Source organism: Pseudomonas synxantha, assembly GCF_900105675.1.
Classification (GTDB): Bacteria; Pseudomonadota; Gammaproteobacteria; order Pseudomonadales; family Pseudomonadaceae; genus Aquipseudomonas; species Aquipseudomonas synxantha.
Window position 1 is genome coordinate 1,694,782 of record NZ_LT629786.1, and the last position, 14,423, is coordinate 1,709,204.

15 protein-coding genes are annotated in these 14,423 nt (G+C 60.7%); 7 read left to right on the forward strand and 8 right to left on the reverse strand.

Features of this window, described 5'->3' with window-relative positions; genetic code table 11:
- The first annotated feature begins 188 nt into the window (after nucleotides 1–188).
- Nucleotides 189–1,073 carry an EamA family transporter gene (locus tag BLU48_RS08190; protein WP_057025621.1) on the forward strand — a complete coding sequence of 295 codons (885 nt, stop codon included), beginning with the start codon at nucleotides 189–191 and terminating at the stop codon, nucleotides 1,071–1,073.
- A 221-nt stretch (nucleotides 1,074–1,294) separates the two neighbouring features.
- On the opposite strand, the gene BLU48_RS08195 is transcribed toward BLU48_RS08190, so the two are convergent.
- Nucleotides 1,295–2,191, reverse strand: coding sequence for a LysR substrate-binding domain-containing protein (locus BLU48_RS08195; RefSeq protein ID WP_057025622.1), 897 nt, complete (start codon nucleotides 2,189–2,191; stop codon nucleotides 1,295–1,297).
- A 109-nt stretch (nucleotides 2,192–2,300) separates the two neighbouring features.
- Here BLU48_RS08195 and BLU48_RS08200 point away from each other — a divergent pair, with 109 nt between their 5' ends.
- From BLU48_RS08200 to BLU48_RS08210, 3 genes are read left to right on the forward strand one after another with little or no spacing between them, the layout of a single operon-like run.
- Nucleotides 2,301–3,305: an aldo/keto reductase gene (locus BLU48_RS08200; protein WP_057025623.1), complete on the forward strand. Its 1,005-nt coding sequence runs from the start codon at nucleotides 2,301–2,303 to the stop codon at nucleotides 3,303–3,305.
- 18 nt (nucleotides 3,306–3,323) lie between these two features.
- Entirely contained in the window at nucleotides 3,324–4,121 is a 798-nt protein-coding gene (locus BLU48_RS08205) for an SDR family NAD(P)-dependent oxidoreductase (protein ID WP_057025624.1), read from the forward strand.
- Between the two features lie 27 nt (nucleotides 4,122–4,148).
- Entirely contained in the window at nucleotides 4,149–4,565 is a 417-nt protein-coding gene (locus tag BLU48_RS08210; RefSeq protein ID WP_057025625.1) for an SRPBCC family protein, read from the forward strand.
- A gap of 6 nt (nucleotides 4,566–4,571) precedes the next feature.
- On the opposite strand, the gene BLU48_RS08215 is transcribed toward BLU48_RS08210, so the two are convergent.
- On the reverse strand, nucleotides 4,572–5,090 hold the full coding sequence (locus BLU48_RS08215; RefSeq protein ID WP_057025626.1) for a P-loop nucleotide/nucleoside kinase family protein: 519 nt from the start codon (nucleotides 5,088–5,090) through the stop codon (nucleotides 4,572–4,574).
- 157 nt (nucleotides 5,091–5,247) lie between these two features.
- Between BLU48_RS08215 and dapF the strand changes: the two genes are divergently transcribed.
- On the forward strand, nucleotides 5,248–6,051 hold the full coding sequence (gene dapF / locus BLU48_RS08220) for a diaminopimelate epimerase (protein ID WP_057025627.1): 804 nt from the start codon (nucleotides 5,248–5,250) through the stop codon (nucleotides 6,049–6,051).
- Here the strand turns inward: dapF and BLU48_RS08225 are convergent.
- Nucleotides 6,048–7,181, reverse strand: a complete 1,134-nt coding sequence (locus tag BLU48_RS08225; protein WP_057025628.1) for a PAS domain-containing sensor histidine kinase — start codon at nucleotides 7,179–7,181, stop codon at nucleotides 6,048–6,050. The genes dapF and BLU48_RS08225 overlap by 4 nt on opposite strands.
- Nucleotides 7,174–7,986, reverse strand: a complete 813-nt coding sequence (locus BLU48_RS08230; RefSeq protein ID WP_057025629.1) for an alpha/beta fold hydrolase — start codon at nucleotides 7,984–7,986, stop codon at nucleotides 7,174–7,176. The genes BLU48_RS08225 and BLU48_RS08230 overlap by 8 nt, the downstream gene beginning before the upstream one ends.
- Before the next feature lie 131 nt (nucleotides 7,987–8,117).
- Between BLU48_RS08230 and BLU48_RS08235 the strand changes: the two genes are divergently transcribed.
- Entirely contained in the window at nucleotides 8,118–9,359 is a 1,242-nt protein-coding gene (locus BLU48_RS08235) for a TPM domain-containing protein (RefSeq protein WP_057025630.1), read from the forward strand.
- A gap of 113 nt (nucleotides 9,360–9,472) precedes the next feature.
- On the opposite strand, the gene BLU48_RS08240 is transcribed toward BLU48_RS08235, so the two are convergent.
- From BLU48_RS08240 to BLU48_RS08260, 4 genes are all read right to left on the reverse strand, one after another.
- Nucleotides 9,473–9,811 (reverse strand): hypothetical protein, encoded by a 339-nt coding sequence (locus BLU48_RS08240; protein ID WP_082636742.1) that lies wholly within the window; start codon nucleotides 9,809–9,811, stop codon nucleotides 9,473–9,475.
- Between the two features lie 326 nt (nucleotides 9,812–10,137).
- Nucleotides 10,138–10,629 (reverse strand): GNAT family N-acetyltransferase, encoded by a 492-nt coding sequence (locus tag BLU48_RS08245; protein ID WP_057025632.1) that lies wholly within the window; start codon nucleotides 10,627–10,629, stop codon nucleotides 10,138–10,140.
- Between the two features lie 615 nt (nucleotides 10,630–11,244).
- Nucleotides 11,245–11,538 (reverse strand): hypothetical protein, encoded by a 294-nt coding sequence (locus BLU48_RS08255; protein WP_043050396.1) that lies wholly within the window; start codon nucleotides 11,536–11,538, stop codon nucleotides 11,245–11,247.
- A gap of 288 nt (nucleotides 11,539–11,826) precedes the next feature.
- Complete coding sequence (locus BLU48_RS08260) at nucleotides 11,827–13,242, reverse strand: purine-cytosine permease family protein (protein ID WP_057025633.1); 1,416 nt, start codon at nucleotides 13,240–13,242, stop codon at nucleotides 11,827–11,829.
- A 251-nt stretch (nucleotides 13,243–13,493) separates the two neighbouring features.
- On the opposite strand from BLU48_RS08260, the gene BLU48_RS08265 reads away from it, so the two are divergent.
- A complete protein-coding gene (locus tag BLU48_RS08265) occupies nucleotides 13,494–14,405 on the forward strand; it encodes a LysR substrate-binding domain-containing protein (RefSeq protein WP_046068540.1) in 912 nt (303 codons plus the stop codon).
- Nucleotides 14,406–14,423: the final 18 nt, after the last annotated feature.

Consider the following 14,423-nt stretch of genomic DNA (forward strand, 5'->3'; position numbering starts at 1 on the left):
CAGTGTGGCGAAAAGCGGAAGGGCTTTTTTCAAGACACTTTTTCCGTCCCTTGCCTACTGACCGTACGGTTAGTTACCCGCGTGCAAATCTTTGCGTAAATTGCGCCCCGCACAAGCTGCGGTCCAGGGAGGAGCTTATAGACAGCCCCCGTGCCGCCCAAGACGCTGGCATAACGGGGGGAAGGGCCATGCGCCTGAGTAAATCCGATCTATTGGCAGGGCTGGCGGTAACGATAATCTGGGGCGCCAACTTCTCGGTCATCGGCCTGGGTCTGGAGGATTTGGACCCGTTTGTGCTGACCCTGTTGCGGTTCACCTTCTGTGCGCTGCCCCTGGTGATGTTCATTCCTAAGCCACAGGGTGTTTCCTATGTCTTGTTGGCTGCCTATGGCGTGCTGTTCGGTGCCGGGCTGTGGGGCGTGGTCAACGTGGCGATGCACAACGGGCTGTCGGCGGGGATGTCTTCGGTGTTCCTGCAGTTCAGTGCGTTCTTCACCCTCATCATGAGCCGGTTGTTTCTCAAGGAACCCATAAGCAGGGTCCACGGGGCGGGAATGCTGTTGTCTGCGCTGGGGCTGTTCATGATCCTGCACCTGTCGGAGCAGGCGTCCACCACTCTGGGCATTTTGTTGGTGTTGCTGGCGGCGTTGTCGTGGTCGTTGTGCAACTTGATCGTCAAGGTCAACCAGCCTGAGGACATGGTGGCCTTTATCGTCTGGTCCAGTCTGTTTTCGATCCCCATCCTGTTGTTGATGACCTTGTGGTTCGAGGGTGCCGAGCCGCTGACCCACCTGGTCACCGACCTGACCTGGGGAGCGGGGTTCTCGATTGTGTTCCAGTGCTATATCACTACCATCGTCGGGTACCGGGTATGGAACAATCTGATGAAGAAATACCCGGCTTCGCGGGTGGCGCCGTTGTTGTTGATGGTACCGGTGTCGGGGCTGCTCACTTCGTATGTGTTCTTCGGCGAACAGCTGAGCCTGGGGCAGGGGGTTGCGATTGGGCTGGTGTTTGTGGGGGTTGCGATTTTCGTCAATTCGGCGGGGATCATGGCGAGGTTGGCGCGCTAGAAAATGTGGGGCTGGTGTGATGATTCGATGGCGGTGGGTCGGTCACAGATCTGTTTGCTGACACTCCCTCATCGGGGGCAAGCCCCCTCCCACAGTTGATCGCATTTATTCAGGCAAAACGCGGTTGAAATGTAGGAGGGGGCTTGCTCCCGATAGCGGTGGTTCAGAGACAGGGATGTTGACTGACCCACCTATATCGCTGCAAACCTCCTCCCACATAGTTAGATAGCGGTAGGTTCAGTCAGCACCTTGCGAAAGGTTTCCACCAATGGTCGCAGGTTGACCCGGTGCCATGCCGCCCACAGCGGTGTGGTGTAGCTCAGCCATGGCAGCTCGCGCAACACCACGCCGGGCGGTGCGTTGCGGCTCAGGCCCTTCTGCACCATCGCCACTCCAAGCCCCGAGGCCACCAGGCCCAATGCGGTAAAGGGTTCGCTGGCTTCCATGGGAATCTGCGGGGTGAACCCGGCACGGATACAGGCGGCGACGAAATCATCGGCGGGGTTGGCGCCGGTTTTGCGCTGCACGCCGATCCATTGTTGTTCGGCCAGGTGTTCAGGCAACAATTCGCTTTGCCTGGTCAGCGGATGCTGTTCGGGCAGGGCCAGCAGCATCGGGTCGTCGAGCACTTGCAAGGCGGTCAGGTCCGGGTCGTCGGCGGCAGGCGGTTCGCCCACCAGGGCGATGTCCAGGCTGCGTTGGCGCAAGCCCTCCAATTGCTCAAGGGAGGGCAGGTTGTACAGTTTGATGTGCACGGTGGGCCGGTCATCGCGCAGGATGCGCAGGGCGTTGGGCAGTACGCCGGCATGCATGGCATTTTCGATATAGCCGATGCACAAGCCGCCTTCTTCCCCACGGCCCAGGCGCTTGCCCAGGGATTCCAGGCGATTGGCGTGGGTCAGCAGCGCCTTGGTTTCGGCCAGGAAGGTCTGGCCGTCGCGGGTCAGGCGGATGCGCTGCTGGCTGCGTTCGAACAGGGTCAGGCCCAGCCGCTCTTCGAGCTGGGCGATCTGGCGGCTCAGGGGTGATTGAGAGATGTGCAGGCGTTCGGCGGCGCGGCCGACGTGTTCTTCTTCGGCGACCACTTCGAAGTAGCGCAGTTGGCGTAGATCGATCATGTAAGACCTCTGGGGACTCAAGTTGGTCGCAGTATGTCTTGGACGGTCTGACCAGCGCAATCTAGGATCTGCTCAACGGTCACCCCCTTGAACCGATGAGGATCCCACCATGAGCTTGAAAGACAAACTGCCCGGCGTACTGGGCTTTGGCACCGCCCCCCTTGGCAATATGTTCCGCGCCATTCCTGAAGATGAAGCCCAGGCCACTGTCGAGGCCGCCTGGAGCCACGGCGTGCGTTACTTCGACACTGCACCCTTCTACGGCTCGGGCCTGTCGGAAATCCGCCTGGGCCAGGCCCTGTCTAACTACAATCGCGATGACTACGTGCTCAGCACCAAGGTCGGCCGGGTGATTCTGGATGAAGTAGAAGCCGGCTCTCGCGACCTCGGCGAAAAAAGCGGCGTGTTCGAACACGGCCGCCCGAACAAGATGCTCAATGACTACAGCGCCGACGCCACTCTACGCTCCATTGAAGACAGCCTCGAACGCCTGCAGACCGATCGCCTGGACATTGTGTGGGTTCACGACATCGCCCAGGACTTCTACGGCGACCAATGGTTGGAGTACTTCAACCAGGCCCGTACTGGCGCGTTCAAAGTACTGACCCGCTTGCGTGAAGAGGGCGTGATCAAGGCCTGGGGCCTGGGCGTCAATCGTGTCGAACCTTGCGAACTGACCCTGGACCTGGCTGAGGCCCAGCCCGACGGTTTCCTTTTGGCCGGCCGCTACACCCTGCTGGACCACGAGCGCGCCCTGCAACGCTTGATGGATTCGGCCTTGGCCCAGCACGTCGAAATTGTCGTTGGTGGCCCCTACAGCTCCGGCATTCTTGCCGGCGGCACGCACTTCGAATACCAACCAGCCAACCCGGCGATCATCAGCAAGGTCGAGCAGATCAAGGCGATCGCCCAGGTGTTTGGGGTGAGCGTGAAAGCCGCGGCGCTGCAGTTCTCCCTGGCGCACCCGGCAGTGGCGGCGGTGATACCCGGTGCCAGTCGTCCGGGACGGATTGCCGAAGATGTCGCGGCGTTGTCAGAGAAGATTCCAGCAGCCTTCTGGCAAGCGTTGCGCGAGGCCCGATTGATATCGGACCGTGCGCCTTTGCCTCTCTGATTCCCAAGGAGTTTAAGTATGAACATCGATGTGAGCGGCAAAGTGGCCATCGTCAGCGGCAGCACCGCTGGTATCGGCCTGGGCATCAGCCAGGCCCTGGCGCAATCCGGGGCCACGGTAGTGGTGATCGGTCGGGACGCGGGCAAGGTCGACGACGCCTTGGCCAGCATCCGTCAGGCGGTGCCCGGCGCTGACCTGCGTGGGCTGGTGGCCGACCTTGGCACCCTCGAGGGCGCCGAGAAACTATTCGCTGCCGAACCTCGCGCCGATATCCTGGTCAACAACCTCGGCATCTTTAACGATGTGGATTTCTTCGAGGCGCCGGACAGCGAGTGGACGCGCTTCTATGAGGTCAATGTGATCTCCGGCGTGCGCCTGGCGCGCCATTATGCGCCAGGCATGGTCGAGCAGGGCTGGGGCCGGGTGATCTTTGTGTCGTCGGAGTCCGGCGTGGCTACGCCGGCCGACATGATCAACTACGGCGTGACCAAAAGCGCCAACCTGGCGGTGTCCCACGGTTTGGCCAAGCGCTTGGCGGGCACCGGCGTCACGGTGAATGCGATCCTGCCGGGGCCGACCTTTACCGACGGCCTGGAGCAGATGCTCAAGGACGCTACGGCCCAGTCCGGGCGCAGTGCACGGGAAGAGGCCGATGTGTTCGTGCGTAATGCGCGGCCTACCTCGATCATCCAGCGCGCCGCCAATGTGGATGAAGTGGCGAACCTGGTGGCGTACATTGCTTCACCGCTGTCGTCTGCCACCACCGGTGCCGCGTTGCGGGTTGACGGCGGCGTTGTCGACAGCATGGCGATCTGATTTTTTTCCTGTTTTGGAGTATTTCTCGTGGCAACAGCATCTTCTGTGATTGAAATCCCGGCATCGGCCGACCAGGTCTGGCAACTGATCGGCGGCTTCAACAGCCTGCCCGACTGGCTGCCCTTTATCGCCAAGAGCGAGCCAGGCGAAGGTGGTCGTGTGCGTCACCTGACCACGGCTGACGGCGGCCAGATCGTCGAGCGCTTGCAGAGCTTCGACAACGTGGCGCGCACCTACAGCTATACCATTGAGGCGTCGCCGTTTCCGGTGAGTGCTTATCTGGCGACCTTGCAGGTTGAAGCGCTGACTGAGACGTCGGCGAAAGTGACTTGGTCCGGCGTGTTCACCCCGGCAGCAGGCACTACGGATGCGGCAGTGGAAGAACTGTTTGCCGGCGTCTACAGCGGTGGACTCGAGGCGTTGCGCGGTAATTTCCCCGACTGAATCCGGCTAAAGCTCGACAGCTCCCACATTGAACAGATGTGCGTGGGCTGTCGCGACTGCCTGTGCCGGCGTTATTCGCGCGGTATCAAGCCTGAACGCCGGTTCATCCCAGGGTTCGTACTCATGCACCAGCACCGACTGCCAGGTCGGCGGCACCAGCCCGGGAACATCGCCCACCCGGCGTTCCACACGGCGCCGGTGCTCCTGCTGATCAGAACACACCACCTGGATATTGATCAGTTCTACCCCCGCTGTCGTCGCCACCGCCTGCCAGGCTTGGCGGCTCTCCCTGACCGGGTTCACGCAATCGGCAATGACCCGCTGCCCCAAGCGCAAATTACTCAGCGCCAGCGCATTCGCCACGCCGTAGCCGCTGGCACCCACATCGCCCATCAATACCGCTGCGTCCCGCAGTGCCTGTTCGATCACATCGATGCGCAGGTAAACCGCGCCGGTCTGTCGCGCCAGTTGCCTGGCAATCGTGGTCTTGCCGCTGCCGGGCAGGCCGCTGAATACGATAAGCATGACCATCAACCCTTTGTAGGAGCGAGCTTGCTCGCGAAGAACGTCAACGATAACGCGTACTTGCAGGTAAAACGTGTCGTCTTCACGATTTTCGCGAGCAAGCTCGCTCCTACAGTGTTATTAGAACTGCTTCACTTCGACAACAGGACCTGCACCCATGACCTTGCCGTTCGTGAAGATGCACGCCCACGGCGACGACTTCATCATCATCGACCGCCGTGGCCAGGACAACCCCATCACTGCGCAGGTTGCCCGTCGCCTGGGTAATCGCCACACGGGCATCGGTTTCAATCAACTGGCGGTGGTGCTCGACTGTGAGGATGCCGCCGCGCGCATTCAATTCTGGAACCCCGACGGCACGCGCCTGCACACTTGCGGCAGCGCTACCCGCGGCGTGGCTGACCGCCTGATGCACGAGGCCGGTACCCAGGCCGTCGTGCTGCGTACCGAGCGTGGGTTACTGACGTGTACCCGCGTCGAAGGGCAGCAGGTGTCGGTGGACATGGGCGCGCCGTTGCTGGACTGGGCAGCGGTGCCCCTGGCCAAGGCGATCGACACCCGCGTGCTGCCCATCGATGGCAGCCCGGCGGCTTGCAGCATGGGCAACCCGCACTGTACGTTTTTCGTGGAGGACATCGCCGCCATCAACGTCGCGACGGTCGGCCCGGCACTGGAAGTTCACCCACTGTTCCCGGCCAAGACCAATGTACATTTCGTACAAGTGCTGAGCCGCAGCCATATCCGCCTGCGCATCTGGGAGCGTGGCGGCGCTGTGCCGTTGGGGTCCGGTTCGTGTTGTTGCGGGGCGGTGGTCAATGGAATTCGGCGCGGGCTGCTCGATGACACCGTGGCGGTCGAGTGCGACGGCGGTACGGTCACGGTGCAATGGGACGGGCAGGGCGGGGTGATACTGACCGGCCATGTAGAACCGATCATGCAGGGCGCCGCGTACCTGTACTAGAACATCACGGTAAAGGTGGTGCCGGCCATCACACAGGAACTCACCGCCACATCGCCGCCGTGCACCCTGGCCAGTTCGCGCACGATATACAGGCCCAGGCCGACGCTGCGCACGTCGCTGCCCTGATCGGTGCCACGGGTCATGGGTTCGAACAGCCCCGCAAGCAGTGTTTCGGGAATTGCCGGGCCATGGTTGTGCACGGCGACGGCGCAGGCGTTGTCGCCCAGGCGCGAGGTGATGGTGATCGGTTGCAGCAGGTCGCCATAGGCCACGCTGTTGGCGACGAGGTTGCCAATGATCTGCTGCACCCGGTCGGCATCCAGGCACGCTTGGCCAAGGCCCTCGGCGTGATGCACCAGCGTGGCGGCCGGGAAGGCCACGCGCAGTTCGTCCACCGCATGCTGGATCACATTGTGCAGATCCAGCGGTACCGCCTTGATGGTGATGCCTTGGCCGACTCGGGCCTGGGTGAAGTCCAGCAAGTCGGCGATCATGCGTTGAGCGCGTTCCGACGACTGGCCGATGTGCCCCAGCAACTGGCGCTCCTTGGCTGTGCGCTCGCCGCGCTGGAGAAAGTCCGAAGCCATGCGGATCGCGGTGAGCGGGTTTTTCAAATCGTGGCTGACAATCGCCACCATCTGCTCGGCGAACAACGCCCGGCGCTGGGCGATGGCATAGGCCTTGCTCAATTCGGCCTGGGCCTGGTGCAAGGCCAGTTCGGTGGCGGTTTTTTCCTGGAGCAGGGCTTCGGCCAACTTGCGCGCATTGAGCAGTTCGCGCTCGTACTTGTCACGGTCGGTGGTGCCGAACAGCGCCAGGTCATACACCACGCCGTCGGGCTGCTGGCGCTGGCTGGCGTTGAGCAAGACGGTGAATTTGTGCCCGGCGCAATGGCGGATGTCGAGCTTCACCTCGGTGACGCTGCCATGCATGCGCAGCATCGGTGCCAGGTGGGTCTGGTAGAAGATCCGTCCGCCCATGGTCAGCAGGTCCTGGAACCTGCGCCCCTGCAACTCGGCCGCGCTGAACCCGAGCCAGTCGCTCAGGCGCGGGTTGACGTGCAGGATGCTGCCGTCCTCCTGGGTCACGGCCAGGGCGCAGGCGGCGCTGTCGAACAGCGAGTCAGGCATCGGCAGCTGCCCACGGCGCCAGGAACAAGTCCATCGCCGCCGCGCACGCCTGGGGCGCGCTCATATGCGGGCAATGGCCGACATTGTCCACCAGGCGATAAGTGCTGTTGGCCATCACGGCATGCAGGTATTCACCCACGGCCACGGGGGCGATCAGGTCGTCGCTCGATTGCAGGATCAACACCGGGGTGGCCAGGCCCTGCACGTCGTGGCGGTTATCCGAGAGGAAGGTCACGCGTGCGAACTGCTTGGCGATGTCCGGCTCGGTGCGGCAGAAGCTTTCGGTGAGTTCGGTGCTCAATGCCGGTTGAGTCGGCGCGCCCATGATCACCGGGGCCATGGCGCTGGACCAGCCCAGGTAGTTGCTGTCCAGGGTATCTAGCAGGTCGTCGATATCGTCGTGCTTGAAGCCGCCGACATAGTCCTCGCTGTCGATATACCGGGGTGACGGGCCGATCATCACATGTGCGGCAATGCGCCCGGGGGCGAAACGGTCGGCGAGGGTGCCGATCATCGCGCTGACCGAGTGGCCCACCAGAATCACCGGGCCTTTGGCGTAGGCGTCGACAATCTCGTTGAGGTCGCGGGCATAGCCGTCCAGGCTGCTGTATTTGGTTTTGTCGAACGCACTCAGGTCCGACAGGCCGGCGCCGACCAAGTCATACAGCACCACGTGAAAGCGCTCGAGAAAGTGCGGCGCCAGATAATTCCACATCGCCTGGTTACAGCCAAAGCCGTGGGAAAACACCAGGGTCGAAGGCCCATGGCCCTTCACACTGACGTGGTTGCGGTGACGTAGATCCATGGGCGTCTCGTAGATGGCAAATAGCTATGTGGGCGTGGCAGCAGTTTAGATAGTCGCACGCTTAGGGTCACGTGTTATACGTCGATCAGGTAGAGTCGATGCCTTCAGGAAGAAACTTCAGGTAACAAAGCATGGTGATGATTCTACGGCAATCGGTGTTGAGCCTGCTGGTTCTGTTGCTTGTCGGCGTGATGAGCCTGGCCCGGGCTGACACTTCGCCCATCGGGGTGGCCCTGGACCAACGGGTGATCGACCTCACCAACACTCTCGACTCCACTACCACCCAACGCTTGAAAAACCAACTCGCCGAGCTTGAACAGCGAAAGGGTGCGCAAGTCGCCGTGTTACTGGTACCGACTACCGGCAGCGACGGCATCGAGGACTATGCCAACCAATTGTTCCGCGCCTGGAAGCTGGGGCGCAAGGACATCAACGACGGCATCCTGCTGGTGGTGGCCAAAGACGATCGCAAAGTGCGCATCGAGGTGGGCTACGGCCTGGAAGGTATCGTCACCGACCTGCTGGCCCATCGCATTATCGAAGAGCGCATCACCCCGGCGTTTCGCCAGGGGGACTTTGCGGGCGGTATTCAACAGGGCGTAAACGCCTTGACCGTGTTGGTGGATGGCGGCGATCTGCCCAAGGTCGCTGAACCGAGGTTGCCACTCGGAGCCACTGCGGTGTTGCTGGCGTTCGTTTTCGGCGCTGTCGGCGGCGTGCTGATAGTGACTCGCAAGCTGGACTGGCGCCACGCCTTGATTGCCACGGTTGTGCTCACGGTGCTGGTGGTAGTTTTTGTCGGCGGTGCGCAATGGCCGCTGTACCTCTTGGTATTCCCGCTGAATATGCTGATCGGCGCTGCCATTTTCGGTGCGCTGTGGAGGGCACGCACGATATTTTACTGCGCACTGCTGTTTTTGATTTACATCGTCGGGCTGGTGGTGGTGAATCAATACACTGAGGTCAACTTCTTCGATTGGTTGATGTTTCTGGTGGGAGCATGTTTTTTACTGTGGCTGCATCTGCTGTTGCTGGTGTTCATGAAAGACGCTTGGGGCAAGAGTCGGATGGGTTTTATCGTGCGGCTTTTCCTGGCGATGATGGTGTATCTGACCGCAGTATTGATTGCCGACGGTGACGGCTGGCAGGAGACGCTTCCGGGCGCATTCGTTCTATCGTTGTTTATCTTCATCTACAACGGCAGTGGGGCTGGTTCAAGTTCGGGTGGTGGTTTCCTCCGTTCGAGCTCAAGCAGTCACCCCTCCAGCGGCCGTTCCTCCAGCGCGGGTAATTCCAGCAGCGGTAATTCCAGCAGCGGTGGTTCCGGTAGAGGGGGCTCCAGTGGCGGCGGTGGGGCTTCTGGCAGTTGGTAACGATTTGGCTGATGCCTCTAATTCAGAAGTGGGAGCGAGCAAGCCCACACCCACATTCAGACTGGGATTCGACCTGGCGTGGTTTGTAGCCCGCCCAACCTTTAAAGCCTGGATTAGGCTTTTACCCAACCGCCGTTGCCGTCGGATTTGATTTCGAAGTCGATGGGTTCCTGACTGTCATCGGCCTTGACCCAACCGTCGTTGCCGTCGGATTTGATCTCGAAATCAATAGGTTCATGGTTGGCTTCCTGTTCGAGTCGCTGGCGGTTGGCGTGGGCCCGATATTGGTCGCTGGCGCTTATCCAGCCGCCCTTGCCGTCGGATACTTCTGCATCCTCACCAAACTCGTTTTGTTCCAAGGCGTTTGACTTGGGTGTGTCGTTACCGATCCTGGTTGTGTCAACCGGCTGGTACGCAGGGATGGAGGGGGTGGGAGTATTGATTGAAGACATAATTGCACCTCTGTGATAGCTAGGAAATGGACCTGCCAGGATCAGTTCACGGCTAGGCGTTTCGCAGGCTACAGCGCCATGAAGGGGTGCTCAATCAGACCTGTTCGGGGTGATTGTAACGACGTAAAACCACTGAGCGTTCAGGTTGCTGAGGTGCAGGAGTGGCTGTAGGCACAGTCTGGAAGATCATTTGCAATGCCCGGCTTGACGTCAGGGAGTGCAGATGAACTCAGGGGTTTTGCTCGTTGAAATGCATTTTTTCGCCGCGCGGTTGTTGGCGGTTTTACGTTTTGCAACATAGATGCGATCGCTGTGTAAGGGGGCTCTTAAAACACCATCACCATCTCATGCCACGCCATCCCACCGTGATCCGAAGGCGAAGGGCGCACATAGGTGTAGCCCATGCGGGTGTACAACGGCACATGCTGCTCCTTGCACATCAGGTGAATGGTCTGCTTGCCCAGCGTACGCATGTGTTGCACGAACTCAGTCATCAGGGTTGTTGCATAGCCTTTGCCCTGATGCGCCGGGTCGACCACCACCGACATGATCACCACGTTCGGCGCCTCGGGTGAATGACCGACCAACTCCTTGAAGGCTTCGTCTGACATCACCACCTCATGGGCGCAGCCTGAGTTGATAAACCCGACCACATCGCCGTCTGCTTCCAGGATCAGAAAGCCCTGGGGATACTGCGCGATGCGCGTGGCGATCTTTTCCAGGGTCGCGGCTTCGTCGCCTTCGTAGGCGCTGGTTTCGATTTCAAAGCAGCGGTGGGCGTCGGCGGGGAGGGCGTTGCGCAAGGTGAGGGTGGGCATGGGTGTTTCCTGGGGCGTTGAGCGAAAGGCCATATCATAGAGAAACATTGGGTGTATGGCACCGGAAGGCTATTTGCTTCGAGGGGAAGAAGTGAGGTTCAACTGACCCATGCAGATCCAAATGTGGGAGGGGGCTTGCCCCCGATGGCGGCCTGACAGCCGACCAGGATGTTGGATCATACCGAGTACATATCCATTGCTGCGGTAACGGCTACTTAGGGTTCCGCTCTTACAGCGGCTCACTTTTGGAAGGACCCAAAAGTAAGCAAAAGGTCCTCGCCCCACCACTCGGCACCTCGCTTAGGCTCGGTGTGCCCGTAATCCGACAGCGATTTGGGGGGCCGCCGCCACGCGCCATCCATGGCGCGGGGCGGCTAAACCGGCATCCCTGCCGGTTTATCCCCCAAATCGCTGTCGAATTCCGGCCAGCGTGGTTTAACGGGGCGCCTCAGATCAAAAGCAAGATCAAGAGCGGCTCGCTTCGCATCGTGGTTACGTATCGGGGGCAAGCCCCCTCCCACAGTTGACCGAGTTCGACATATCCTGGCGGTAGGTTTGAGTTCTGCAAAAACCAGAAAACCCGCCAAGGCGGGTTTCCTCACAGCTCACATCACATCAGGCAATAGCAGGCGAATCAAAGCCGCGCTTTTCAATCACTGTAAACACATCCGCCACATCCTGGACCATGATCCGGGCGGTATTGGCGACGGTGTTGATATCGTGCTCGGCATAGTCCGACACGTTGGAGCAGGCCATCAGGTGCAGGTAGGCGAGTGCGGCATTGAGCCGTTCGCTGGCACAGGCGTGCAACTCGCTCAGCGGCGCGTCGCTGTCGATCAGCAGCACGGGGTAGTCGGTTGCGGTTTGGGACATGGGGGTGAAGCGGCGTGGCGGGTGTTGAGTAGTCATAAGGTTCGATTCTATTTGGGTAAAAAGAACTGCCACCTTGCTGCTGCGAAACAGACTGGGTGGCAACTGTGCGCGGGTTCGCAGACCAGGAAGAATCACCCCCGGCAGACCCGAAGGTCTCCCACGCACAGCCGCCATAAACAAGACGCAAGCGGACTCCGCCTGAGGGTCTGATGACTGTGCAGGTTGATTCTATTTTGTAGGGCTGCGAAACCCTGTCGCCAGCCAACGCCAGCGACGGAGCGAACTATAAAGTGCCCTCGACCTGGGCGCAACCGAGAGTCTGTATCAGACCCCCCCCACCAACTTGCCCCCATCCATGCGGCGCTTATACGCACTGTCGCGACTCGCCAACCAGAAGTACAACGGCGACGTCACCACCAACCCCACCACCCAGGACAGGTCCGCACCGTTGATGTGCTCGGAAATCGGCCCCACGTACAGCGGCGTGTTCATAAACGGAATCTGCACCGCAATCCCCACCGCATACGCCAGCAGCGCCTGTGGGTTGTACTTGCCGTAGATGCCGCCATCCACGCGAAAGATCGAGGCGATGTCGTACTTGCCTTTGTGGATCGCATAGAAGTCGATCAGGTTGATCGCCGTCCACGGCACCAACACCACCAGCAGCACCAGCACCATGTCGACGAAGTGGCCGATGAAGTCCTTGGAGGCGAACACCGCCGCAATCGAACAGGCGGCCAGCACGATGATGGAGATCACGGCGCGGCTTTTGGCCGTGGGGATCCAGCGGTAGGCGAAGGTCTGCACCAGGGTGATGATCGACAGTACCGCGCCGTACAGGTTGAGGGCGTTGTGGCTGATCACGCTGAGCAAAAACAGCACCAGCATCAACGGGCCGATGGCGCCTGTGGCGAGTTTGACCGCGTCCATGGTGTCCATGCCTACCGGGGTGGCGAGCACGGCGACGGCGCCGAAGATGAAGGCCAGGCTCGAACCCAGGGCCGAGCCCAGGTAGGTGGTCCAGAAGGTGGCGGCGACGGGGACGTCGGCCGGCAGGTAGCGGGAATAGTCCGATACGTACGGCGCAAAGGCGATCTGCCACAGCGCAGCCAGGGAAACCGTCGCCAGCCAACCGGAGATGTTGAAGCTGCCGCGGGTCAGGAAGTCGGTGGTCTGCACGTGGGTGAAGATGTAGCCGAAGCCCAGTACGATGCCGGCGCCCAGCACCCAGGTGCCGATACGGTTGAGCACGTGGATAAAGCGATAGCCGATGATGCCGATGATGCCGGAGCCGATGGCGCCGATCACAATGCCCACCGGCACGGGCACCGCGTCGACCACGCCGTGCAGGGATTTACCGGCGAGCACGATGTTGGACGCGAAGAAACCGATGTACATCACCCCGGCAATCACCACCACCAGCAGCGCACCGAGCGAGCCGAACTGAGCGCGGCTCTGGATCATCTGCGGGATGCCCATCTGCGGGCCCTGGGCCGAGTGCAACGCCATCAACACACCGCCGACCAGGTGGCCGACGAGGATGGCGACAATGCCCCACATCAGGTTGAGGTGGAACAGTTGCACACCCAGTGCGCCGGTGACGATCGGCAACGGCGCGATGTTGCCGCCGAACCACAGGGTGAACAGGTCTCTTACCTTTCCATGGCGATCTTCCGGGGGCACGTATCCAATCGTGTGTTTTTCGATAAGCGGGGCGCTGGATGTTGCAGTGGTAACCATGACGAGCTCCAAGGCAAGGTGAGTACGTTGACGTACTTCGCTGTGCGCTGCACGGGGCGGCGCTTTGTTGTTGGAGTGATCATCTGCAATGGGCGCGGGGAGGTAAATTAGTAAGTTTGTTGCTATAGACCTTAAAAAAAGTATCTCGCGCAGATTTTTGCTCCGGTATGTTGCATGGGCTCGAATCGATGAAAAAAGCGCGATTTTTTCGCACTTGTTTGGGGCGAAATCCCACGTTTATGGAGGTGCCGATGGCTGCCTATAACCTGCGCCAGCTCAGATATTTTGTGACCACGGCCGAATGCGGCAGCGTCGCCGAGGCGTCGCGCAAGCTGTATATCGCCCAACCGTCGGTGTCCACGGCGATCAAGCACCTGGAGGAGAGTTTTGGCGTGCAGCTGTTTATCCGCCATCACGCCCAGGGCGTTTCGCTCACCCCCAGTGGCGCGCGTTTTTATCGCAAGGCCCTGGAGCTGTTGCGGGTGGCCCATGAGTTCGAGCAGAACGCCCTGGCGGACAATGATGTAGTGGCGGGGCAGATCGATATTGGCTGCTTTGAAACCGTGGCGCCGCTGTACCTGCCGCGTTTGATCGCCGGTTTCAAGGCGCGCTGGCCGGGGGTTGAGATCCGTATTCGCGACGGCGAGCAGCAGGAGCTGGTGCAGGCGCTGACGGCAGGCAGTATCGATGTGGCGATGCTGTTCGAACACGACCTGGGCGGCACCATCGAGACCACGCCACTGATGCCGCCGCAACAGCCTTATGCGTTGCTGCCGGCCGATCACCGTTTTGCACAACAGGCCAAGGTGTCCCTGGCCGACCTGGTGCTGGAGCCGATGATCTTGCTCGATGTGCTGCCCAGCCGGACCTATTTCGTGAGCATCTTTGAAGAGCGCGGGCTGACGCCGAATATCGTGTTCAGTTCGCCGTCCATCGAGATGGTGCGCGGCATGGTGGGGCGCGGGTTCGGGTTCTCGATCCTGGTGACCAAGCCGTTCAGTGAGTACACCTATGATGGGCAGAAGGTGGTGTGTATTCCGTTGGCGGAAACGGTGACGGGGTCGGGGTTGTCGGCGGTGTGGCTGAGGCGGGCCCCGCTGACCAAGCCGGTGCAGTTGTTTGTGGATTACTGCCGTGAAGAGCTCGCACGGTTACTCGGCTGAACGCAGGACCCCGTGTGG